This is a genomic window from Moritella sp. 5, assembly GCF_018219455.1.
GTDB lineage: Bacteria > Pseudomonadota > Gammaproteobacteria > Enterobacterales > Moritellaceae > Moritella.
In genome coordinates this window covers 2380557-2404633 of record NZ_CP056122.1, presented here as the reverse complement: position 1 = coordinate 2404633, position 24077 = coordinate 2380557, and the positions used below count along the sequence as shown (strand labels likewise).

At 39.5% G+C, this 24077-nt stretch carries 25 protein-coding genes and 1 other annotated feature; of the genes, 13 read left to right on the top strand and 12 right to left on the bottom strand.

Annotated features, from left to right (window positions below; all coding sequences use genetic code 11):
* Positions 1–113: 113 nt before the first annotated feature.
* The 7 genes from HWV01_RS10810 to HWV01_RS10780 form a co-directional block, all read right to left on the bottom strand.
* Positions 114–1358 carry an MFS transporter gene (locus HWV01_RS10810; RefSeq protein ID WP_211675435.1) on the bottom strand — a complete coding sequence of 415 codons (1245 nt, stop codon included), beginning with the start codon at positions 1356–1358 and terminating at the stop codon, positions 114–116.
* Between the two features lie 40 nt (positions 1359–1398).
* Complete coding sequence (locus tag HWV01_RS10805) at positions 1399–1854, bottom strand: N-acetyltransferase (protein WP_211675433.1); 456 nt, start codon at positions 1852–1854, stop codon at positions 1399–1401.
* Between the two features lie 62 nt (positions 1855–1916).
* Positions 1917–2435: a GNAT family N-acetyltransferase gene (locus tag HWV01_RS10800; protein WP_211675431.1), complete on the bottom strand. Its 519-nt coding sequence runs from the start codon at positions 2433–2435 to the stop codon at positions 1917–1919.
* A 91-nt stretch (positions 2436–2526) separates the two neighbouring features.
* Positions 2527–2967 (bottom strand): acetyltransferase, encoded by a 441-nt coding sequence (locus HWV01_RS10795; RefSeq protein ID WP_211675429.1) that lies wholly within the window; start codon positions 2965–2967, stop codon positions 2527–2529.
* 45 nt (positions 2968–3012) lie between these two features.
* The gene (locus tag HWV01_RS10790) at positions 3013–3444 is read right to left on the bottom strand and encodes a GNAT family N-acetyltransferase (RefSeq protein ID WP_211675427.1); all 432 of its coding nucleotides are present in this window, start codon (positions 3442–3444) and stop codon (positions 3013–3015) included.
* Positions 3445–3511: 67 nt separating this feature from the next.
* Positions 3512–3943: a GrpB family protein gene (locus HWV01_RS10785; protein WP_211675426.1), complete on the bottom strand. Its 432-nt coding sequence runs from the start codon at positions 3941–3943 to the stop codon at positions 3512–3514.
* A 198-nt stretch (positions 3944–4141) separates the two neighbouring features.
* Entirely contained in the window at positions 4142–4507 is a 366-nt protein-coding gene (locus tag HWV01_RS10780) for a DUF4440 domain-containing protein (protein WP_249185525.1), read from the bottom strand.
* 468 nt (positions 4508–4975) lie between these two features.
* Positions 4976–5095 (top strand) — a sequence feature (His leader region).
* A 37-nt stretch (positions 5096–5132) separates the two neighbouring features.
* On the opposite strand from HWV01_RS10780, the gene hisG reads away from it, so the two are divergent.
* The 7 genes from hisG to hisIE are packed head-to-tail and all read left to right on the top strand — an operon-like array spanning position 5133 to position 11549.
* Positions 5133–6044: an ATP phosphoribosyltransferase gene (hisG, locus tag HWV01_RS10775; protein WP_211675424.1), complete on the top strand. Its 912-nt coding sequence runs from the start codon at positions 5133–5135 to the stop codon at positions 6042–6044.
* A gap of 39 nt (positions 6045–6083) precedes the next feature.
* The gene (gene hisD, locus HWV01_RS10770) at positions 6084–7379 is read left to right on the top strand and encodes a histidinol dehydrogenase (RefSeq protein ID WP_211675422.1); all 1296 of its coding nucleotides are present in this window, start codon (positions 6084–6086) and stop codon (positions 7377–7379) included.
* Positions 7376–8443: a histidinol-phosphate transaminase gene (gene hisC / locus HWV01_RS10765; RefSeq protein ID WP_211675420.1), complete on the top strand. Its 1068-nt coding sequence runs from the start codon at positions 7376–7378 to the stop codon at positions 8441–8443. The genes hisD and hisC overlap by 4 nt, the downstream gene beginning before the upstream one ends.
* Before the next feature lie 44 nt (positions 8444–8487).
* Entirely contained in the window at positions 8488–9561 is a 1074-nt protein-coding gene (gene hisB, locus HWV01_RS10760) for a bifunctional histidinol-phosphatase/imidazoleglycerol-phosphate dehydratase HisB (RefSeq protein ID WP_211675418.1), read from the top strand.
* A complete protein-coding gene (hisH, locus tag HWV01_RS10755) occupies positions 9561–10163 on the top strand; it encodes an imidazole glycerol phosphate synthase subunit HisH (protein ID WP_211675416.1) in 603 nt (200 codons plus the stop codon). The genes hisB and hisH overlap by 1 nt, the downstream gene beginning before the upstream one ends.
* Position 10164: 1 nt before the next feature.
* A complete protein-coding gene (hisF, locus tag HWV01_RS10750) occupies positions 10165–10938 on the top strand; it encodes an imidazole glycerol phosphate synthase subunit HisF (RefSeq protein ID WP_211675415.1) in 774 nt (257 codons plus the stop codon).
* Positions 10935–11549 (top strand): bifunctional phosphoribosyl-AMP cyclohydrolase/phosphoribosyl-ATP diphosphatase HisIE, encoded by a 615-nt coding sequence (gene hisIE / locus HWV01_RS10745; protein ID WP_045110493.1) that lies wholly within the window; start codon positions 10935–10937, stop codon positions 11547–11549. The genes hisF and hisIE overlap by 4 nt, the downstream gene beginning before the upstream one ends.
* A 144-nt stretch (positions 11550–11693) precedes the next feature.
* On the opposite strand, the gene rsd is transcribed toward hisIE, so the two are convergent.
* Together rsd and HWV01_RS10735 are read right to left on the bottom strand one after the other, a co-directional pair.
* On the bottom strand, positions 11694–12167 hold the full coding sequence (gene rsd, locus HWV01_RS10740) for a sigma D regulator (RefSeq protein WP_211675413.1): 474 nt from the start codon (positions 12165–12167) through the stop codon (positions 11694–11696).
* A 281-nt stretch (positions 12168–12448) separates the two neighbouring features.
* Positions 12449–13093 (bottom strand): lysophospholipid acyltransferase family protein, encoded by a 645-nt coding sequence (locus HWV01_RS10735; RefSeq protein WP_249185524.1) that lies wholly within the window; start codon positions 13091–13093, stop codon positions 12449–12451.
* A gap of 349 nt (positions 13094–13442) precedes the next feature.
* On the opposite strand from HWV01_RS10735, the gene HWV01_RS10730 reads away from it, so the two are divergent.
* The 6 genes from HWV01_RS10730 (at position 13443) to cydC (ending at position 20561) form a co-directional block, all read left to right on the top strand.
* Positions 13443–13991: a GbsR/MarR family transcriptional regulator gene (locus HWV01_RS10730; RefSeq protein WP_211675411.1), complete on the top strand. Its 549-nt coding sequence runs from the start codon at positions 13443–13445 to the stop codon at positions 13989–13991.
* A gap of 49 nt (positions 13992–14040) precedes the next feature.
* The gene (locus tag HWV01_RS10725) at positions 14041–15630 is read left to right on the top strand and encodes a cytochrome ubiquinol oxidase subunit I (protein WP_211675409.1); all 1590 of its coding nucleotides are present in this window, start codon (positions 14041–14043) and stop codon (positions 15628–15630) included.
* Between the two features lie 11 nt (positions 15631–15641).
* Complete coding sequence (cydB, locus tag HWV01_RS10720; RefSeq protein WP_211675407.1) at positions 15642–16781, top strand: cytochrome d ubiquinol oxidase subunit II; 1140 nt, start codon at positions 15642–15644, stop codon at positions 16779–16781.
* Positions 16782–16791: 10 nt separating this feature from the next.
* Entirely contained in the window at positions 16792–16926 is a 135-nt protein-coding gene (cydX, locus tag HWV01_RS10715) for a cytochrome bd-I oxidase subunit CydX (RefSeq protein ID WP_211675405.1), read from the top strand.
* A gap of 123 nt (positions 16927–17049) precedes the next feature.
* A complete protein-coding gene (gene cydD, locus HWV01_RS10710; RefSeq protein WP_211675404.1) occupies positions 17050–18801 on the top strand; it encodes a thiol reductant ABC exporter subunit CydD in 1752 nt (583 codons plus the stop codon).
* Positions 18798–20561 (top strand): thiol reductant ABC exporter subunit CydC, encoded by a 1764-nt coding sequence (cydC, locus tag HWV01_RS10705; RefSeq protein ID WP_211675402.1) that lies wholly within the window; start codon positions 18798–18800, stop codon positions 20559–20561. Before cydD ends, cydC begins: the two co-directional genes overlap by 4 nt.
* Positions 20562–20647: 86 nt before the next feature.
* Here cydC and HWV01_RS10700 read toward each other — a convergent pair whose 3' ends face one another.
* The 3 genes from HWV01_RS10700 to HWV01_RS10690 form a co-directional block, all read right to left on the bottom strand.
* The gene (locus tag HWV01_RS10700) at positions 20648–21133 is read right to left on the bottom strand and encodes a DUF1499 domain-containing protein (RefSeq protein ID WP_211675400.1); all 486 of its coding nucleotides are present in this window, start codon (positions 21131–21133) and stop codon (positions 20648–20650) included.
* A gap of 125 nt (positions 21134–21258) precedes the next feature.
* Entirely contained in the window at positions 21259–23556 is a 2298-nt protein-coding gene (locus HWV01_RS10695) for a polysaccharide biosynthesis tyrosine autokinase (RefSeq protein WP_211675398.1), read from the bottom strand.
* Positions 23556–24071 (bottom strand): polysaccharide biosynthesis/export family protein, encoded by a 516-nt coding sequence (locus HWV01_RS10690; protein ID WP_211675396.1) that lies wholly within the window; start codon positions 24069–24071, stop codon positions 23556–23558. The genes HWV01_RS10695 and HWV01_RS10690 overlap by 1 nt, the downstream gene beginning before the upstream one ends.
* Positions 24072–24077 lie beyond the last annotated feature (6 nt).

Sequence of the window (24077 nt, the reverse complement as noted above, 5' to 3'; positions counted from 1 at the left end):
TATGTAGTGGCTAAGTAATACTGTTCCACGCTCAGATATGATCTATACGACGAAAAGCAATACCATAAGTCTTTACAATATTGCCTAATAAAATTGATGACCTTGATTGCTTGTTATGAATATTTTTCAATAGCAACTACAGGACCCTGCTTGTTTTTGATTGTCATTACATAAAGTCCGATAGCAGCAACAATTGAAATTGCGATCACACTATACCAAGTAAAACGGTAACCATAATTATCGATAAAGTAACCGATAACGATAAAACTTGGCATAACCAAAATACTTCGGAGCGTAACTAACACACCTTGAATTCTCCCTCGATGACTAGATGGAGAGTTATTTGCTAAATATATGCCCTCTTTCGTCAACAGCAGGACTTCACCAGCAGATAGAAACAACCAAGCGATAAAATGCACAGGGATATTTGGGAACAGCATGACTAGCGTATATCCAAATGCAAACATAAAACCTGCATATGCCAAGCTGATTGTTTCAGCTTTATTCGCCGTAAACTTCATCAAAATTGGCGTAATAAATACGACTAATACACACGCATAGGTCATTAGCTGCCCAAATAAAATGGGCCCCGCGTCTCCAAATATATGGCTCAAATATAGCGGGCTTGCCATCGTCATTTGATTTAATGAGTACCACAATAATCCGCAAAGGAAAGTGAAAAACAATAGTCTTGGTCTTGCCCTCAGGACAGACCAGACTGAGCCAGAAACAGGTTTTTCTAACTCACTTTCGTTTATAGATTCAGTTTCAGGTTGTACCTGAATAAACATAGCTACAATCAAAACGCCAAACAATGCGGCGAAACCATTACCAAAAAATATCCATTCGGTATAATTCCAGAATAAATACCCCGCCATAATTGGACCTAAAGCTGAACCAAAATTATAGGCTAGATAGCTCAACGACATGACCGCATCACGATTATTCGCATTTGATAGATCTGCGACTAAAGCGTTACTTGCTGGTAATGCCAAACCAATAAAGAAATAAGCACCAAATAAAAATGCTGGCACCAATACAGGAGCATCAGAAAAGAAACCACAGAAAATGAGTAATAGAGCCCCTATAAACTCGCCGAAAACCATGACCAGTTTATACCCTAATATATCCGATAACTTCCCACCTAAAAAACTACCCAAAAGATAAGTCCCAGTAACCCCCATAGCTAGAGAGCCTGCGACCGTAGCTGAATAACCCAATTTATCTGTTAAAAATAAAACTAAAAAGGGAATGATAAAATTACCCATTCCTAAAATCATTCTTGCGACCGCTAGATAATAGATATTTTTCGGTAAACCGCGATAAATCGAAATCGCTGACAAAAACTTCTTAATCATGAAACGCCTAAAATATTTGGAAAATGTTTTCATTCCGTTTTTAAACTCTGGTTATGCTAAAGGGCAAGCTTGAACTTAAAATAAATTCCATTTCTATTAACCCATTCACTTCTACGGTTTGAGTAAACTTTTTTTCTTTATATAGTTTGACGGCTGGGTTTTCACTAAAAACGCGAAGAAGTAACTTTGTCGATTTATGCTGCCTTGCATGTTCAACAATAATATCGAGACTTTTACTTCCAATTCCCTTTCCTTGAAATTCTGGACTTAACTGTAAATCTCGTAGAAAAGTGGTTGATTCGTTATAACTAAAACGAACAACACCAACACGAAGTCCATCCGCGAATATGTCAAAATTATCCAATTTGGCCCAGTTATTTATAAACAAATTGCTATCCCAAACGATATTCCGAGTTAAATAATAACGAGACATATTGGACTGAGTTAGTGACTCTGCATATTTCATCTCAGAAGCACTTTTAAACTGGATATCCATACTTACCCCTTGAGAACAAATAGAGATTTAGACGCTCTAAACCCGCTGTATTCAAGCGTTTGTTAGGCAACATTAGTACACAATTTCAATCTCATTGGTTGAACAGACAGCACTGATATTTCTCGGAGCCTTCCTAATGACCCACAAGGCTCAAACCCAATCGTTTTATATAGATGAACAGCGGCCATATTGGTCGTTGTTACTGCTAAAGAAATATAATCCAAACCACAGTTTTTTGCCCATTCAATGATTTTGTTAAGCAATAATCGACCAACACCTTGACCACGAACACGAGAAGAAACCCACATTTGATAGATATGGGCTGTTTTATCGCTCGGACTGTGAAGCATTCCCCAAGCTAGACCTATTGCAACACCATTTAGCTCTGCAATAAGTGGCCGTGCATATTTCGCCCGATTATCAGGATCAAGACGAGAAACCCACTCTTCATTAGGAAACTGAACCTCATGTTCATAACTACTGCCAAACGAATCTGGCGAGTCTTGTAGAGATAAGAGGCGGAGTTCTTTATAAATTGCCCAGTCTTCCTTATTTAGAACTCTTATATTCAGACTACTCATGTCTATCCTTTGATGCCTAATGCCCAAATAATGGGCTAAAAATATATAGCGAAACGTAACCAACTGTTACGTGCCCTCGTTTATTTTCTTGTTATGTGTCGGTTAACGCCATATGGATTAACGGGAAAGGATTACCTTGCCCATCTAATGGCGAACGACCGATAACGCTAAAACCTAAATGTTTGTAAAAGCCCACTGCATCTGGATTCTGTTCATTTACATCTACTTTATTGGCGGATTGATTTTCAATCGCATTTTTAAGTAGAAGTGAACCAACACCTTTATTTCTGTAGTCTGGCGAAATAAATAACATTTCTACGTTACAATCTGCGACCCCAATAAAGCCAGCAATTGTTTTACTGTCATTTTTAGCTACTCGTAAGTCGACAGCATCAAAATAATGTTCAAGTATTAGCGGCTTTAACGATGAGATATTTTCGTCACTCAAAAAATCATGAGTAGCACGAACAGATGACTCCCAAATTTTTATTAATTCTAAATATTCAGCTTTAGTCGCTGTGTCAATTTTCATACGGCCCCTTAAGAAACGTGTTCGCCTTTGATGATGTCAATGGTATTAGCTATAAAGACTATTATCATTGAGCGATTTGGTGAGAAATGAAAGCGATGAATCTAAAGGGTAGTTCTCCAACACCATTTGGCATTTGTACCCATGCTTTTCATAAAAGGGTTTGGCTTGGAAGCTTAATGTATCAACAAGTGCTGACTTACACCCTTCCGATTTTGCATACTCTTCAATAAGATGAAGAAGCTCGCTACCGACTTGCTTACCTCTCATGGAATCATCAACCCAAAGGAATTTAATAAGTAACCAATTCCCCCAAAGGTCAGCGACAATGCCACCCATTTTTTTGTCCCCCTCTACGGCGTAGTAGCTAACCTCTGACTTGATAATACCGCCCAAAAATGGAGTGTTATGCTTGATTAAACCACAACGGATCTCATTGATATCATTATCTAATGGCTCTATATCTAATTTATATTCCATATACTACCTAAACTCGGATTGATTGGTTGTGCCTGCGCTAAGACGTGCTCTACAAAGGCTGACTTTTTTAAGCGGTACTCATCTTGAGGCAGCCTGTACAAGATATTTTGAGCTCATTGTATTCCTGAACTAGAGAGCTGTTTTCACGTAGTTTATCGCGAAAATCTAAAAAGCACTCAAACTCTGAATCATTAGCGACTACTTGAAATGCGACATCTTCGCCAGAGGTGGCTTCCAACATGCAGAGTTCAGGTGTTCTTAACGTATCGGCTTTCTCTTGAAAGCCTAAAGTCGTGAGGAGTTTAACTGCCTCTTCTAGTTCGGCACCATCTACACCTACTAATATATCTAGATCACCTTTAGATACAGCCATAGGAATAGAAGATGCCCCAATATGCTCAATAACTGCATCAGGAAGCAACGTCAGTATCTCCCGGTGGTATCGCTGAAACTGCTCTTCACAAGATACCTGATATTCTTCAGCACGATAAAACTTCATGGAATCTCCTGAAAGACATAGACATAATGACTCCCCACTAGGTGCTAGGTGGGTATATTTTAACTAGTTCCATGAATCTACTCCGTGACGCCTAACGCTAACCTAAACCGCAGATAATGCTGGCGCAGGTTTTGCGCTTTTTGTTGTTTGCGAAAAAATACGACAGTGTTAGCTGTCGCATTCAGGTTCTTGTTAAGGTTACGGCTCAAAGGATTCACAAGGCGTGCCTTGATGAAACTCCATTTGCCATACTTCATTATTTAATTTCCAAATTGAACTTCGAAGTGAATAACGAATGCCATCATCAGTTGTTTTTTTCATGGTCGCTCTATATACCAGTTGGACGACATTTGGACTCAGTTCGCGGAGTTTAAAATCACTCGCCGTAAATTCGGGTGGTACTTCTTCAGGTAGGCGTGCTATTACCTCTTTCTTACCAAAGCTAAGACCAGACGCTCCAAATTCCAAAAAATCATCGGCAATTAAACGCTCAAGTTCAGCTAAAGAAGTTCTCACTTCAGGTTTTAAAAGCTCAAGTTCAAGTTTAATAATTTTTTCTATCAATTTTGACTCCACTCTCAAAGAGTAATCCTAACTGTTTGTTATACAGAATCCCGTATAACATGAATTCCAGTTTAATTTAATTATTATAAACAGTACCAAATATACTATTAATTACAAATAGATAATGGGAAATAGCGGTTGTAAATCAAATAAAACCAGGTCACTGACCTTATCGTGAAATTTATCCACAACAACGTATATGGGAAATTGATATAAGTTACGGCGCTAAAGCGGTTGGTTTGACCCTCCGATTGAATATGCACACAAGTCCCTATATTGCCTAATTAAGATAACGCAATAAAGAAGTACTTTTAATGCTAAATAGCAGTAATGGAGGATAATTTATAAATAATTCGCCAAAAAGCATTGCAATTTTATCCTAGATTGTTATTGTGAACTCAACCACAATTATTAGTAACAATATACTAACTGGAAAAACATTATGAATAACAACCTGAAAGTAAACGTGCATCACCATCATCATATTTGATTAGCTTTCAGGCTGTTGACTGGAGGTGTATGCATGCAAACTTCCGGAACTCATTTAGAAAAACCCTCGGAAGATTGAACTTCCGGGGGTTTTTTCGTTTATAGACAATTATTTTGACAAGGTTAAAGGATTACTATGTTAGAAATCAAAAATGAACAACCAAGACTAAGAATCGCAATTCAAAAATCAGGCCGTCTTAGCACTGAATCCCAAAACCTACTTAAAGCAATGGGCCTTAAAATTAACATGCGCGAACAACGTCTGATCGCACACTGTGAAAACATGCCCGTTGACCTTCTACGTGTACGTGATGACGATATTCCCGGTTTAATCATGGACGGCGTCGCTGACCTTGGTTTCATTGGTGAAAACGAACTAGAAGAAAAAGAACTAGAACGTGAACGTCTTGGTGAGCCCGCCGAATACAAGCTGCTTAAACGCATGACATTTGGTGGTTGCCGCTTATCTATTGCTGCAACAGAAGAGTTTGACTACCAAGGCCCGCACTCACTAGAAGGGTTACGTATTGCAACATCATACCCTGAACTACTAAAACGCTACTTAGATAAAGAAGGCGTTAATTTTAAATCAGTCATGCTCAATGGTTCAGTTGAAGTTGCTCCTCGTGCTGGTATTGCAGATGCGATTTGTGACCTAGTATCAACTGGTGCAACACTTGAAGCTAACGGTCTGAAAGAAGTGCAAGACATCTTCCACTCAAAAGCCGTGCTAATCCAAGCAAAAGCAGCCTTATCTGAAGAGAAGCAAGCATTGGTTGATCGTTTGATGGTACGTGCTCAAGGTGTAATGCAAGCAAAAGAAAGTAAATACATCATGCTACACGCACCAAAATCACAACTAGATGCGGTAATAGCCCTACTTCCAGGTGCAGAAAACCCTACAGTATTACCACTTGCATCGACTGACGATACAGTTGCAGTACACTTGGTAAGTACCGAAAAGTTATTCTGGGAAACAATGGAAGAACTTAAACAGTTAGGCGCAAGTTCAATTTTAGTATTACCAATTGAGAAAATGCTCGGTTAGTAGCAAGCATGCATAAGCAATGTTAAGGGAGGATCAAGCATGAAGACAGTAGTATGGGATCAACTTAGTCAAGTAGAACAATCAGCATTATTAATGCGACCTGCAATATCAAACTCGGCAAAAATAGGTGACATTGTTACCGATATAATTGCCCAAGTAAGAAATGAAGGTGATACCGCATTAAAAGCATTAACCGCAAAACTTGATAATGTTGAAACGGATTGTTTACGTGTGACAACGGCAGAAATTGAAGCTGCAAGTCAACGCGTAGACGATGAAACTAAACAAGCTATCAAACAAGCACAGCAACACATTCATCTTTTTCATGAAGCACAAGTACAAGATACGATTTGTGTAGAAACGATGCCTGGTGTTATGTGTGAAATGCATACGGTTGCGCTTGATGCTGTTGGTTTATATATCCCAGGCGGCACAGCCCCACTACCATCAACTGTACTTATGCTTGCTACACCGGCTAACATTGCAAATTGTGAACGTATTGTATTAACAACACCACCACCGATTGCCGATGAAATTTTATTTTCCGCCCAATTATGCGGTGTCACCGAAATTTATACACTTGGTGGTGCACAAGCAATCGCAGCCCTAGCCTACGGATCTGAATCTATACTAAAAGTAGATAAGATCTTTGGCCCTGGCAATGCTTTTGTTACGGAAGCTAAACGCCAAGTAAGCATGGATATTAAAGGGGCTGCTATTGATATGCCCGCAGGACCATCGGAGGTATTGGTGATTGCCGATGCTGACGCTGACGCTGGTTTTATCGCAGCTGACTTACTTTCACAAGCTGAACACGGTCCCGATTCACAATCCATACTGGTTGTATCATCGAGCAAGTTAGCGGCAGAAGTTGCTCAAGAAGTTCAGCAACAATTAGCGTGTTTGTCTCGACAGGAGATAGCTGTACAGTCTATTGCATCAAGTTTAATTATTGTGACCAATGATATAGACACATCAATTGCAATTAGTAACCTCTATGCACCAGAGCATTTAATTGTTCAAACTGAAAATGCACGTAGTCTGTTGCCGAAACTGAAACATGCGGGTTCAATTTTCTTAGGTGCTTGGTCACCAGAGTCTGTCGGTGATTATGCAAGTGGTACTAACCATGTATTACCAACCTATGGTTACACCAAAACCTATTCAAGTTTAGGTCTTGCAGATTTTACTAAACGCTTTACTGTTCAGGAGTTAACCCAAGATGGTCTCAAGAGCTTGGCGAAGACGGTCACTTGTCTGGCTGATGCAGAAGGACTCGACGCACACAAACGTGCCGTCACAATCAGAATCGATCGTTTGGGAGCAACGCTATGAGCAAAAAATTAACGCAACTCGCAAGAAAGAGCGTACAAAAACTAACGCCATACCTATCGGCTCGTAGAATCGGTGGTACTGGTGATATTTGGTTAAATGCCAATGAAGCCCCTGATTCAGGCCACTATTCATTAGACTGTAGTCGCTTAAATCGCTACCCCGAGTTTCAACCCGCATCAGTAATTAATGGTTATGCCGAATACGCGGGTGTAACACCAGAACAAGTTATCACTACACGTGGTGCTGATGAAGCGATTGAACTGCTGATTCGTACTTTCTGTGAGCCAGGTAAAGATAGTATTCTCATTAATCCACCCACTTATGGCATGTATGAAATCAGTGCTGAAACGTGTGGTGTAAATATCATAAGACAGGATCTAGATGCGAATTTCGACCCTGATTATGATGCGATTAAAGCACAGCTAGACACGGTAAATGTTGTGTTTTTGTGTGCACCAAATAATCCAACGGGTAATCTACTTAGTACAGACCACTTAACTGATTTATTGAACGCGGCAAAAGATAAAGCCATTATCGTATGCGATGAAGCTTATATCGAATTTTGCCCCGAAGCATCACAAGTATCATTGTTGCAAGACTTCGATAACCTTGTCATTTTAAGAACACTATCAAAAGCATTCGCGTTAGCATCATTACGCTGTGGTTTTGCATTAGCCAGTAAAACCGTTATTGGTTTACTGTCAAAAGTAATTGCACCTTATCCAGTACCTGAGCCTGTGGCACAAATTGCCACTCAAGCGTTAACAGAATCAGGCATTAGTACGATGCAAGCCCGCGTAACTCAGCTGAATGGTATGCGCAGTGCATTTATCGACGAGTTAAATCAGTTGCAGGGGGTAACAAAAGTATTCCCAGCCACAGGTAACTATGTATTAATACAATTTAGCGATAGCCAAAAAGTGTTTAGCTTATTAGGCGAACAAGGTATTGTATTAAGAGATTTTAGTTCCAAAGTAAGATTAGAAAACTGTATTCGAATCACCTTAGGCAGCGCGGCTGAAATGCACAATACATTAGCCGCTTTAAAGTCCGTACTCTCTTAATATAAGAGCATTAAAAAATAAAAATACACAAGCAGGAGCCCGATGTGAGCAAGGAAAAATTCTTATTTATTGATCGCGATGGTACATTGATTGACGAACCAATTAGCGATAAGCAAGTCGACAGTTTAGAGAAGCTAAAATTTGAACCACTAGTGATCCCAGCACTACTTAAATTACAAGCTGCGGGTTTCACACTGGTTATTGTGTCTAACCAAGATGGTCTCGGTAGTGATAGCTATCCACAACGTGATTTTGATATTCCACAAAATGCCATGATGGAACTGTTTGCTTCACAAGGTGTAAAATTCGAGTCCGTATTACTCTGCCCCCACTTTACCGAAGATAACTGCAGTTGCCGTAAGCCGCACTTAGGCATGGTCAAAGAATACTTGCAGTCAGGTCGTATCGATTTTGCTAACTCGTATGTTATTGGTGATCGTATCACTGATATCCAACTTGCCGAAAACATGGGCATTGAAGGTATCTTCTATAATAGAGATAACTTGAATTGGCCTATGATTGAGCAGAAAATACTGAACAAAGGTAATCGTGTGGCGAGTGTAACCCGCACCACGAAAGAAACGAATATCCAAGTTGATGTCGACCTCGACAGCCAAGGTGGTAATAGCATTGATACCGGCATGGGGTTCTTTGATCATATGTTAGATCAAATTGCAACACACGGCGGTTTTAGACTAAAACTGAGCGTATCAGGCGATTTACACATTGATGATCACCATACCGTTGAAGACACTGCACTGGCGTTAGGTAATGCGATCAATCAAGCATTAGGCGACAAACGTGGTATTGGCCGCTTTGGTTTTGTATTGCCAATGGACGAATGCGAAGCATCTTGTTCTCTGGATCTATCAGGCCGCGCTTACTTGCAGTTTAGTGGTGACTTCCCTCGCGATCATATTGGCGAATTTGCAACCGAAATGGTACCGCACTTCTTCCGTTCTTTAAGTGATGGCATGGCGGCAACCCTGCACCTTAAGGTAGAAGGTAAAAATACCCATCACCTTGTTGAAAGTTTATTTAAGGTATTTGGTCGGACATTGCGCCAATGCATTAAAGTCGAAGGTGATGTGCTACCAAGCTCGAAAGGAGTACTTTAATGGATCAAGCAAATAGCAAGGTTGTTATTATCGATACGGGTTGCGCCAACCTATCGTCGGTAAGATTTGCCGTTGAACGTCTTGGTTATACAGTAACGGTAAGTCGTGAATCCGACGTATTACGCAACGCAGATAAATTATTCTTACCCGGTGTTGGTACTGCGCAAGAAGCAATGAAGAACTTAGCTGACCGCGATCTCATTGAGTTAGTAAAAAGCCTCACTCAACCTGTGTTAGGTATTTGCCTTGGTATGCAGCTACTGGCTGAATTCTCGGCTGAAGGTAATGTGGCAACGCTTGGCTTAATTAGTGGCAGTATTGACTCAATGCCAAATGAAGGTGTTCGACTGCCTCATATGGGCTGGAATCAAATAATACCGCAACAAGATCATCCGTTATTCAAGGATATTCCAAGTGGCAGTTATTTCTATTTTGTACACAGTTATGCGCTTGCCGTTGGCAGTGACACGATTGCAACCTGTACGCACGGCTCACCGTTTACTGCTGCCGTGCACAGAGATAATTTCTACGGAGTGCAATTCCACCCAGAGCGTTCAAGTAAAGCGGGTGCACAATTAATCAAGAATTTCCTGGAGATGTAATATGTTAGCAAAACGCATAATACCGTGTTTAGATGTTAAAGATGGTAAGGTCGTCAAAGGGGTTAAATTCCGTAACCATGAATTGATTGGCGACATAGTTCCACTTGCTAAACGTTACGCTGAAGAAGGCGCTGATGAATTAGTATTTTATGATATTACAGCCAGTGCTGACGAACGAGTTGTCGATAAAAGTTGGGTTAGCCGCGTTGCAGAAGTAATTGATATTCCTTTCTGTGTTGCTGGTGGAATAAAAAGTGAAGAAGATGCAGCGCGTATTTTAGAGTTTGGTGCTGACAAAGTATCAATCAACTCCCCTGCACTTGCAGATCCAAGCTTAATTAACCGCCTTGCAGCCAAATTTGGTGTGCAATGCATTGTGATTGGTATCGACAGTTATTTCGATGAAGACACCCAAGAGTACAAGGTATACCAGTTCACAGGTGATGAAACACGCACGCAAGTGACTAAATGGACAACCTTTGAATGGATCAAAGAAGTTCAGAAACGTGGCGCTGGTGAGATTGTGCTTAATGTAATGAACCAAGACGGTGTTCGTGGCGGTTATGACACCGTGCAATTATCAAAAGCACGAAAAATTTGTAACGTGCCATTAATTGCATCTGGCGGAGCCGGTGAAATGACTCATTTTAACCGCGTATTTAAAGATGCCGACGTTGATGGCGCATTAGCTGCAAGTGTATTTCATAAGCAAGTCATCAATATTGGTGAATTAAAAGAATATCTACGAGATCAAGATGTGGAGATCAGAACATGATAACAAACGAACAAATTAACCAACTTGATTGGAAAAAAGTAGATGGTTTAATGCCGGCAATCATTCAAGACTCAGTATCAGGTGAAGTACTGATGCTGGGCTATATGAATGAAGAAGCTTTAACGACAACACGCGAATTAGGTAAGGTGACATTTTTTAGCCGTACTAAACAACGTTTATGGACAAAAGGGGAATCTTCTGAGAACTATTTATTAGTGCAAGAGATCACCAAAGATTGTGATAACGATGCATTACTTATTACCGCTAAACCTTGTGGTCCAACTTGCCACCTTGGCACTGAAAGCTGCTTTGTAACAGAAAACAAACCTGCACTTACTTTTATCGCACAGCTGGATAAAGTATTGGAACAACGTAAGACAGCGGATCCAGAAGAAAGCTATACGGCAAGTTTATTTGCCCGTGGCACGAAACGCTGCGCACAGAAAGTGGGTGAAGAAGGTGTTGAAGTTGCTTTGGCTGCCGTTGCAAAAGATCGTGACGAATTAGTGAATGAAAGCTCAGACCTCCTATATCACCTACTCGTACTGCTACAAAAAGAAGATGTGCCACTGACTGAAGTGGTTCAGTGTCTAGAGAATCGTCATAAATAACGTTTAAACCGACACTAAATAGTTATTTAATCGACCTAAATCAGTTAAAACTCAGGATTTTACGAGCCTTGAGTTTTAACTGTGTATTTAACCAGTGCTTTTAATTACCGCCAAAGGCAGTCGTAATACAACAATTATTTTTTATTAAGCCGTTTGTGTCACTTGCTCAAATAAAGCTGCAATCAATTTATTCTCTAACTCAAAACGTTGATCAAGACTTCCCATAAGTATCGCTAAATCACTATCTAATTCATTCAATAGTAAATCAGATAGTTCTGAATATTTATCAGTAAAGTATAAGAGAATAGAAGTTGTCTCACTGATCTGAAGCATAATTAGTTGAAGCTCTTCAGGACATAATTTACCGTTCATTTCATATCGTGCAATCAGAGCGTCATAAATTTCAAAGTGCCCCATCGAAATATAATCAACTAATGTATTGCAAAACTCTTCAATTGCAAAACTAGTCGGTAAAGTTCGCTTATCTTGACTAAATGGCGGTAACCCTGCAATTTTATAGTAATTAACGATCAGGTTATGGCGCCTAGATAGTAAAAAATCTATAAGTTCGTTCTTCCCTTCCCATTGCAGAACTGCCTTTTTATTTCTAGTTAACATTTGAGTACCTCTTTATAAGTAGCTGATTGGTAAACCTATTACAGAAATGACGATCAATCAACTAACAGTATTTAGAAATATGATTTAAATCCTGTAATTCAGGTTAAAAGCTAAATGTACCGAAGAGGAGGGTTACAACGAATCAAACATCATTAGAGTCATGATTATTACGGTGGAAGCTGTCATAATGGCCACGAATATTGTAGTGGCCATTCTTTTATAACGCGTTAGCTGTTAATGATTATGCGTAAATGGAAGAAGAAAATATCAGTAACTAATATTCATTTAAATTTAGCTAAGCAATACTTCTCTTTAAATTTAGGTGTAACACCTTTAAATACCATATCAATTGCCGCCAGATCTTTTTCAATATCCCCAGTGACCTTTATCACATCACCTATGGTTACGCGCTTATTCTTATAATCTAAACGGTACAAAATAATTGGCACATTTGCTTGTAGCGCAATGTAATAAAAACCTGAACGCCAAAAATCTTGATATTTTCGAGTGCCTTCAGGCGACATCGCATAGAGAAACTGCTCTTGAGTATTAAAAATATCAACAACACTCTGAACCATATTGGTCGACTTTGAACGCTCAATCGGCACTCCGCCTAAAAAAGTCAGTATATTTTTAAATGGCCAACAAAACATCTCCGATTTTCCTGCCCACTGCACATTCACTTTATTAGCAAATCGCGCGCCCATCAATAACGGAAAATCCCAATTCGATGTATGTGGCGCGTACGCAATAACCGCTTTTTTGTATTTGTGAGGGATCGGTTCACAATACCAGCCCGTCAAATCAAGTACTTTTCTTGCACACGCACTAAAAAACGAATTCTGAGAACTATCCGTACTTATGCTTTTATCGTTTTGGCTATGTACAGGTTCTACTGGGGGTGTACTTTCATTATTCATTGGCATTATTTAATCCTTTACGCACAATTTATATACAGTCGATTGATTCACATAAGAACAGTTGAATATCAGGATAAATAACATAGATATTAACCTTATGTAAATTAACTTAATTTAAAATACTTTATAGCTGCATTAAGTTAGTCTAAATCACAATCACTTACTGGAAAAACACAGGGTGTCATTAAATGCTGTTTATAACAAGTCTTTGATAAATCTAATCCTCTATATAGCGTTTTGATATAAATCAACAAAACTTTACACTTATAAACGTATTTATACAGAATTTGACCTTGATCAATTACAACTAGTGATTTAAACTTTCAGAAATTTCTGAAAGTTCGTTAGGTAGCATGTGAATATCTCCGCACAAAACCAATCTTTTGTTTATCACTTCGGTGAAATGGGCAGTCGTTGGGGCTTTAACCGTACGGTTGGCCAAATGTATGCGCTTCTTGTTATTACAGAAGAGCCTGTCAGCGCAAATGATCTTGCCAGTGGCTTAAATATTTCTCGTGGCAATGTAAGCATGGGCATTAAAGAACTGCAATCATGGCAGTTGATTCAAGTGAGCCACATTCCTGGTGATCGTAAAGAGTACTACAGCGCCATTGGCAGCATCTGGGATATGGCCAATACTGTATTCAAAGAACGCCGTAAGCGTGAAATTGATCCAACGCTCTCTTTACTTCGCACTTCTTTACTAGAGAAGCCTACCGATACTGGTGATGAGTACGCTCAAAGTAAAATGCAAGAGATCCATGACCTACTGGAAATGGTCACTGAGTGGGCAGCAGAATTACAACGGCTTAACCCAGAACAACTCAGTAGATTAATGAAGTTGGGTGCTGGCGTATCCAAAATGTTATCTGTAAAAGAGCAATTGTTTCCAAATAAAAAATAAAAAATAAAAAATAATCTGATTCTAATTAATCTAGAGGGGTATTACAACAATGATTAATGAAACCTTAGTAGAGTTTTCTCGTTGGCAATTCGCCATCACAGCTCTATTCCACTTCCTTTTTGTACCATTAACAATCGGTATGACTTGGATCCTGTTTATCATGGAAGCGGTATACGTGATGACAGGACGTATTATCTACCGTGATATGACTAAATTCTGGGGTAAACTCTTTGCTATTAACTTCGCGATCGGGGTCGCGACGGGTTTAACAATGGAGTTTGAATTCGGTACCAACTGGTCATATTACTCTCATTATGTAGGTGATGTCTTCGGTGCACCGCTAGCGATCGAAGGCTTGATGGCCTTCTTCCTCGAATCTACCTTTGTTGGCATGTTCTTACTCGGTTGGGATAGATTAAGTAAGCGACAGCATTTAGCTGCTACTTTCTTAATGGCAATCGGTACTAACCTATCTGCAATGTGGATCCTTGTTGCGAACGGTTGGATGCAAAACCCTATAGGAAGCGAATTTAACTACGCAACCATGCGTATGGAAATGGTTAGTTTTTCTGAACTTGTTTTCAACCCTGTTGCACAAGTTAAATTTATTCATACTGTCGCGGCTGGTTATGTAGCTGGCGCTATGTTTGTAATGAGTATCAGTAGTTACTACTTGCTTAAAGGGCGCGACGTTGCATTTGCAAAACGTTCATTCTCTGTAGCCTGTGGTTTCGGTGTTGCAGCCATCTGCTCAGTGTTGTTACTGGGTGATGAATCTGGTTATGAAGTCGGTGAAGTGCAGCGTGTGAAGCTTGCCGCCATTGAGGCAGAGTTCCATACCGAACCCGCACCTGCCGCGTTTACGTTAGTTGGTTTACCCAATGAAGAAACGATGGAAACAGATTACGCGATCAAGATTCCTTATGCGCTCGGTATTATCGCAACACGTTCTTTAGACGGTCAAGTGACAGGTATCAGTGATCTTAAGAAAGAACATGAAGCACGTATTCGTGAAGGTATGATCGCTTATGACTACTTACAAAAATTGCGTGGTGGTGAAGAAACGCCTGAAAACATTGCTCGTTTCAATGAGTATAAAGACGACTTAGGCTATGGCCTATTGTTAAAACGTTACTCTGAAAATGTCGTTGATGCGACTGAAGAACAAATTCAGATGGCCGTTGAAGATTCTATCCCACCTGTTGCGCCAATATTTTGGGCATTCCGCATGATGGTTGGTAGTGGCGTTGTTATGTTTGGCTTATTCATCTTAGCCTTCTACTTTAACGCGCGTCGTCAAATTGAACAAAAACGTTGGTTATTGAAAGCAATTCTATTTGCACTACCACTACCTTGGATTGCAATTGAAACAGGCTGGTTCGTTGCTGAAGTAGGTCGTCAACCTTGGGCTATCAGTGAGATTTTACCAACGTTCATGGCGACTTCAAGCCACGAAGCAAGTTCAGTACTCTTTACGATGATTTCATTCATTGCTGTTTATGCCATTTTGTTCGTTATTGAAATGTGGTTAATGATCAAGTTTGCGAAAATTGGTCCAAGCGCGCTACACACTGGCCGTTACCATTTTGAAAAAGAAGAGCAACAAGCATCACCACAATTACGTCAAGACAAATACTAAGGGCTTAGATTATGTTTGATTATGAAAGCTTAAAACTTATCTGGTGGTTAATCATCGGTGTTTTACTCATCGGTTTTGCAGTGACCGATGGAATGGATATGGGCGTGGGTGGCTTACTGCCCTTCGTTGCAAAAGATGATACTGAACGCCGTGTTGTGATCAATACGATTGCCGCTCACTGGGACGGTAACCAAGTATGGTTGATTACCGCGGGAGCGTCGTTATTCGCTGCATGGCCAATGGTATATGCAACCGCATTTAGTGGTTTCTATTTTGCCATGATGCTGACACTTTTCTGCTTATTCTTACGCCCACTTGGCTTTGATTATCGCAGTAAGATTGATTCACCAAAATGGCGCTACAACTGGGATAAAGCCTTATTCGTTGGCAGCATGGTCCCAACATTAGTGTTCGGTATTGCGTTTGGTAATTTATTGCAAGGTGTACCATTTAACTTTGATGAATTTATGCGTGTTACGTATACAGGTTCATTCTTTGCTTTATTCAACCCGTTTGCGCTACTTAGTGGTGTAGTCAGTGTTTCTATGGTGTTAATGCACGGTGGCACTTGGTTATCAATGCGTACAGATGAACATGTTGCCGCTCGTTCAGCAAAAGCAGCACAGATATTTGCAGCTGTACTTGTTGTTAGCTTTAGCCTTGCAGGTCTAATGATTGCCACTTCAATTGATGGTTTTATCATTCAAAGCACGATAGACCCATTTGCCCTTGCACAGCCAACAACAAAAGTTGTAACAACAGCAACTGGCGCTTGGTTAAATAACTTTAATGCACATCCTGTACTTTGGTTATTACCAACAACCGGTATTGTTATGGCTATTATCGCGGGCTTACTTGCACGCTTCAAGCCGGGTGGTCTAGCGTTTACTGCAAGTGCATTATCAATTGCCGGTGTAATTTTCACTATGGGTGTATCTATGTTCCCATTTGTTATGCCTTCAAGTAGCACACCCAATCACAGCTTAACATTATGGGATGCTGTATCGAGTGAAGGTACGTTAAACTTAATGTTGATGGTTGTTGCAGTATTCTTACCTATTATTCTTTGTTACACCATCTGGTGCTATAGCAAGATGTGGAGAACGGTAACTCGTTCAGAAATTGAAAATAATAATCATTCATCTTATTAAGGAGTAAACCATGTGGTATTTCAGTTGGATTCTAGGTGTTTTGCTGGCTGTTTCACTCGGTATCATTAATGTAATGTGGTACGAAATGGAACAACACACGGATAACATCGCAAAAGATCAGGACGATCAAAAGAATAAAAAGTAACTAAGCATAATTAAAGTTATAAAAAGTAAGGATTAAGCTCTGCGCCCAAGGACGGGCGTCTGTTTCTAAACCTCCAATTTCAGGGTCTATTCTTTCAATATTCCTCCAATTTCAGGCTACCCAATGACAGAATCAGTAAAAACAGATTACACACAAAAAGAACTTCTAACTTGGCTAAAAAGCCAGCGAACCCACGCCCAAGGTCGTTTAAGCAAAGCGATTGCATTAGGCTCGTTGAATGGCATATTAATGATCGTTCAAATGGCTATTTTAGCTGGTATCATCAACGAAATTATATTCTCAAACAAAGCTATCGCAGAAATAAAACCATTATTATTTGGCTTAGTTGCCATCATCATTATTCGTACTATATTCGGCTATATCAGTGAGCGATACAGTCGCCATGCAGCCATGCTAATCAAAGTGTCAATTAGACAACAGTTGTTGCAGCACTTGTTCGCAATGGGTCCCGCAAAAACACAAACTATCGGCAGCGCTAAAATAGCCCAACTGCTGCATCAAGGTGTTGACTCACTCGAAGATTACTTCTCCGGTTACTTACCTATTGTCGCTTATTGTTCGGTGATCCCAAGCGCTATTTTATTTGCAGTATTCCCGATGGATTGGCGTTCTGGTTTAGTCTTAATGTTAACAGCACCAATGGTACCGATGTTTATGATCATCATTGGCCATAAAGCGCATGATTTAAACCAAAAACATTGGACCAAGCTACTGCGCATGAGCAGTCATTTTCTTGATATTATTCAAGGGCTTACCCAGCTTAAAATATTCAACGCATCGCGCCAAGAAATGGCTGCAGTAAAAACCATTAGTGAAGACTATGGTAACCAAACCATGGGTATCTTAAAGGTCGCCTTTCTTTCTTCATTCATGTTAGAGTTTTTGGCCTCTATTGCCATTGCGCTTGTTGCTGTGATCTTAGGTTTTAGACTTTATTATGGTGGTGTTGATTATTTATTAGCGCTGTGGGTATTGTTACTGGCCCCGGAATTCTATTTACCATTTAGACAATTAGGTACTCAGTATCACGCCAAAATGGCGGGGGTTACCGCAGCCCAAGATATGCTACAAATTCTCAGTACACCAATTAAAGAAAACCAAACTGAAACGCAGTTTAAAGCACCTTTCGATATCAGCTTAACAGATGTTAACTTCACCTACTCGGGTCGTAAGAACACGCTTAAAAATATTAACTTAACACTGTCTAATCACGGTTTATATGCTGTTATTGGCGAAAGTGGCGCGGGTAAGTCAACGCTGATCGATACCATCTTAGGTTTTAATACCCCTGATAGTGGTTCAATGACGATCAACGGTACTAAACACACATCCGCAGAGCGTGATGCTTGGTTAAATCATTGTGGCTGGATCGCACAACAAGGTCACGTTTTCTACGGCAGTCTTGGTTTCAATATTGCGTTAACAGAAGACTATGACAACGCTAAAATACAACAAGTATTAACCAGTGTCGGCCTTGCTGATTTCGTATCGCAATTAAAAGACGGATTAAATACCCATGTTGGTGAAGGTGGTGTTGGTATTTCTGGTGGTCAATCTCAACGGTTAGCATTAGCACGCGCATTTTACCACCAGCCGGATGTACTCATTCTTGATGAACCAAGCAGCCATTTAGATAAAGATACCGAACAAATTGTCAGTGATAGCATCGCTGAATATGCAAAACAACATTTGGTTATTGTTATTGCCCATCGTTTACATACCGTGATTGACGCGAAACAGATCATTGTATTAGAACAAGGTCAAATTATCGAACAAGGTAGCCACACAGAATTACTTGAGCTAAATGGCAGCTATGCAAATACTGTTAACATCGATATGGAGATAAGCGTATGAATCCATTAGTTAGATTGATGAGACTACTTAAACCACAACTCCCTTTAATGTTACTTGGTACCTTGTTGTCTATTATTACCGTGATGGCTAATATTGGCTTACTCGCGATTTCCGGTTGGTTCATTACTATCATGGCGATTGCAGGACTGTCTGGTGTAACAGCTAACTATTTCACGCCTGCCGCCATTATCCGTTTTTTAGCCATCGTACGTACAGCAGGTCGATATGCTGAACGTTTGTTAACTCACCGTGCAACATTTAATACACTTGCTGCATTACGTTACTATTTTTATACACGCTTAGAGCCTTTATTGCCCTACTACCGTGTTAACTTCAAGTCAGCAGATATCCTTGCTCGTTTGCAGCAAGACATCGATGAACTTGATAACTTTTACTTAAGAGTGTTACTACCGGCATTACTTGCTATTTGTAGTATTCCACTTGTTGGCTTGGGGGTGAGTTTTATTTCATCCGATCTCGCGTTTGTTATTGTCGGTGCATTAATTCTTGTCGGTTTTGTTTTACCAATATTCATTTTATTATTAAGCAAAAAGCGCGCACAACAACAAGCGAAACTCTCGAGTGAGCTAAAAGTTGAATTAGTCGACGGCATGGCATCAATGCGTGAATTATTGGTTTATCAAATATCACAGCAATATCAACAATCGATTCATCGTGTGTCTGAAAACTATCACCGCGCTGAATTACATTTACACCGCCTGCATGCATTCGCCACAGCTTTAACATTTTTAGCCATTAACACAACCGTGCTGGCAAGCATATATCTACTCGTACCTCTGGTACAAACTGGCGATTTAAAACCGGAATTTGTTGCCAGTGCTGCGTTACTCATTTTAGTTTGTTTCGAAACAGTCATTAATATGCCCCTCGCCTGCCAAATCTTACCTAAAGTGCATGACAGTGCCGCTCGCTTGTTCGAGATTATTGATAAACCTATTCCCGACCTAGGTGGTGATACTTTAGTGACAACAGGTCCAATTAAGTTTAATAATTTAAGTTTCACTTACCCTGATGGTCATGACTGTGTTTTAAAAGATATTGACCTTACCATTCAACAAGGTAAGAAAGTTGCGATTATCGGTGCCAGTGGTGCGGGTAAATCAACCTTAGTAAATCTATTAATGGGATTCTGGCCTATTCCCCCATCTAACAATACACCACGTTCAGATATGGTCGGTAAGTTAAAGCCTGGTATCACCATTGATGACATTGACTTAAATGAGTTGAGTACAGAATCATTACGTGAACACATTGCATTAATGAGCCAAAACAGCCATCTTTTTCATGCAACGATTGGTGATAACCTTCGCTTAGCAAACCCGAAAATAACAGAGTCACAAATGCGTGATGTATGTCGGGTTGTGGGGTTAATCGATTTTATTGATGAACTAGAAAATGGGTTTAGCACTTGGTTAGGAGAAACAGGTTCTGGTTTATCCGGTGGTCAAAAGCAACGTTTATGTTTAGCGCAAGTGTTATTACGAAATGCAAAGGTACTCGTTCTCGATGAGCCAACCAAAGGACTTGATCGTCATAGTGAAAGAACAATCATTACAAACCTATTTGAACAACTTGAGCAATCACGACAAAGCTTACTCCTGATCACGCACAAACCATTAATGTTACAAAAAATGGATCACATCATCGTTATGGATGAAGGCACTATCGTAGCCCAAGGGGACCATAAAACCTTAATGGAAACCAATGATTATTACCGAAAACTGTTAAATTACTTCTAATCTCCCGTAATGAATCGGTAATTAAAACAATCTATATATTAATAAAACTAAAAATGGGTAATACAATAAAATGTATTACCCATTAATCAAATTGGCTTAGGCGCCTCGCTAACTAAGCCTTTATCATTCAAAATCTTATATAAATCATCAACACGCTGCTTATTTACACCAAAGTCTGACTTACCTAATCGCGATGCTGACCTAACCGCAATAATGCCATCTTTTAAACGAAGGTGAAGTTCAAAGTCATCGACAAATCGCATTAAAGTACTCGTACTTTCGACATATATGTAATCTGTCGTTTCTATCATAATTTCCATATTGTGTTGCGCTTGTAAATAGACTTTAATTTCCGACCAAACCCGCTCAGCGTTCACTTCTAATTTGAAAGCTGGCACATAATGACTTTCGTCTAGACTGTCACTTGATACGCAATTCGGTGATTCAGGGCAAACAGCCAACTTTGAGTTAACAACACCAAGGTTATCAGGCGGAGTGCCTGTACAAGCGGCCAGTAATACACTCCAAGTCAGTACGAATGTAGAACGAGTGAACATGCGAGAGGTGAACATTTTAATCCTTGTAAACTAATTTATAATTTACATCATTTAACCATAAATTGAATAAACAGCAAACACGTCATATTTATCCAAGTGCTTGCTGTAAATATTAACTCACTGATTAAGATTGGGATAAACTATGACTTAGTCGGTTTTTCTGCATAATCATCATCACTGTAATAACCGTAATAATATTCAGAATCAGCAACACCATCGGTATTAACGTGGTTCATCACAATCCCGACTAAATTGGCGTCTACTTTAGCAAGACGACGAATGCCGTTTTGCACTAATCTTACTCGTGTCGCTTCGCTTTTAATGACATAAATAATCGCGTCTGTGTGTAGAGATATAATCAATGAATCACTGACAGCTTGAATAGGTGGCGTATCAATAACTATCCGATCATAAGATTGTCTGAGGCTTTCCAATAATTGCTTAAAACGTTTTGAGGATAGTAATTCTTGCGCATTCTTCGGTGTTGGGCCGCACGTCATTACATGAACACCCGAGGCTGGGTCCACGGTAATACAATCAGATAAATTAGCATTACCCGTTATCACTTGTGCAAGTCCAGGTTTATCTTTTGGAATGCGAAAGTTCTTTGCCAAACTTGGTTTACGCATATCAGCATCTATCAGTACTGTCTTTTCGATCTGAGCTAACGAGAACGCAATATTTGTCGCGGTTGTAGACTTACCTTCATTAGGTTGAGATGAAATGATCCCTATCACTTGATTAACCCGCAGACCCTGTGCAAGCAGGAAGCTCGTGCGTAATGTCCGCACTGATTCAGAAAACTGGCGGCCATCGTCATTAAAAAAATAATGTAAATCTAAATCTTGATTTCGTTTTCTAGCAACCTTGGGTAATACACCTAACACAGGTAATCCAAGCTTAGTTTCTATATCTCCCACAGAGTTAAAATTGTCGGTAAAATATTCTTTAATGAGTAAATAGGTGATATGTAACAATACCGTTATTATAAATACAATAATAACTGCTATTTTAGTACTTAACGTAATCGGTTTATTTGGTGCTTTAGCTCTGTCAGTAAAACGTGCTACAGCTGCATTAAAATCACTCGTCAGCGCCGTTTCTTTAGAGCGTTCTAGAAACGTATTATATAATTTCCGGTTACTTTCTACGTCTCGCACTAACTTTTGATATTCATTATCTTTACCGATAACATCTTGAAATTGATTCTGAATATTACTGTATTGCCTTTCTAAAGCCGAAACATTACTTTTCTTGGTTTTTAGTTCTCTCTCCAAACCTCTTACTAATTTAGAAATTTGTGTTGTCAGATGCTTGTTCACCGTATAGAGCTCTGATTTAGCTGCAATAAGATCGGGATGCTTACGACCATAAATTTGTGATAATTCCGATACTTTTAATTTAGCTTTTACCTTTAAACTTTTGATATTTTGAATCACCGGGTGTGATGTTATCTCTGGTATTGACTCTAATCTCTCCAGGTTTTTAACCCCAAATTCATTAATAGCACGCACAATACTCCGTAGCTGATTCACCTCATTTTTAGCTTCAACTAATTGATAAGACGTTTGCTCAAGTTCATTACTCACTAAACCGGTTAATCCTCGTCCGCCTCGATCTTGTAAATCAATGATATTTTCATCTTTACGATATGCTTGTAATAGCGTTTCAGACTTATCAAGACTCTGGCGTAAACCCTCAAGTCTTTTTGTTAACCAGTGAGCTGCATTTTTATTAATAGATGATTTTATCTCAAGGTCTTGTGCTATATATGCCTCGCCGACAGCATTGGCAATCATTGCAGCAAGTGCGGGATCTTCACTCTCAAATGAAAGCTTAACAAGCTGTGTTTTTCTAATTGGCGTCACTGTTAAACGTTTTGAAAACTGCCTTAAACGCGCAATTTTCACTTGTTGACTTTCAAGCTCTTGATTACCTATATCTGTCGCTGATTGTGGTACGCCACTGATATAACCCGCACCAATGTTCTCCGCAAATTCACTATCAATATTCATAATAAATGATTTAAGAAGAGGTGAAGCATCAAGAATATACGCGACGGCTATATCACGCCAACTCTCACGTTTTTGAAATGATGGTTGCTGTTGTAAATTTAAGCGGTCAAATACAGTTTCCGCAATTGACCCCGATTTAAGTATTTCAAACTGAGTTAGATAATACTCTTTTCTATTTGAATCAAGACCTTGCACTGAATCAAACGAAACAGCTTGCGCTTGATTTGCTTCGATTAATAACGTGGCAGAAGCGCGGTATAACGGTTGTTCTTTTGATAAATACAACGCAGCACAGAGAGAGACAAAGACAGACAGTAAAAGAATTCGCCATTTATAGCGCTGGACAACATGCCAATGTGGTGAAGGTAACACAATGTCTTTATTGACCGACGATTTATTGAGACTCTGTTCAAGTTTATCCATTAGAAAAACCTTTGCTTAATCAAAATGGTATCACCAGCATTAACTTTATACGTTAAGCTTGCGTTTATTTGCGTGTTTTTATTCTTTTCTTTAAATAAATATATTTTTTGTTTTGATGCGCGTTCAGTTAGTCCGCCAGCCAACGCTATCGCTTGATTTACCGTTAAACCAGGCTGATATGAATAACCTCCTGGTTTATTAACTTCACCGTGTATATAAAAAGGTCGGTACTCAACGACATGAACATAAACATTTGGATTAACGAGGTAATCTCCTTTCAAACCGTTATAAATCAATTTTTCAACTTGCTTAACCGTTAGACCTGTTACCTTTATTTCACCAAAAAACGGATAATTAATTTGACCACTATTACTCAGTAACGTCTCTACCGTCAGATTTTTTTGTCCGAAAACTTTAATTTCGACCTTATCACCAGGCCCTAAAATATAAGATCCCTTTGCCAATACAGGTGTTTGTATTAAGAGCAATAATATACAAAAAAAGATACTTTTCATTACACT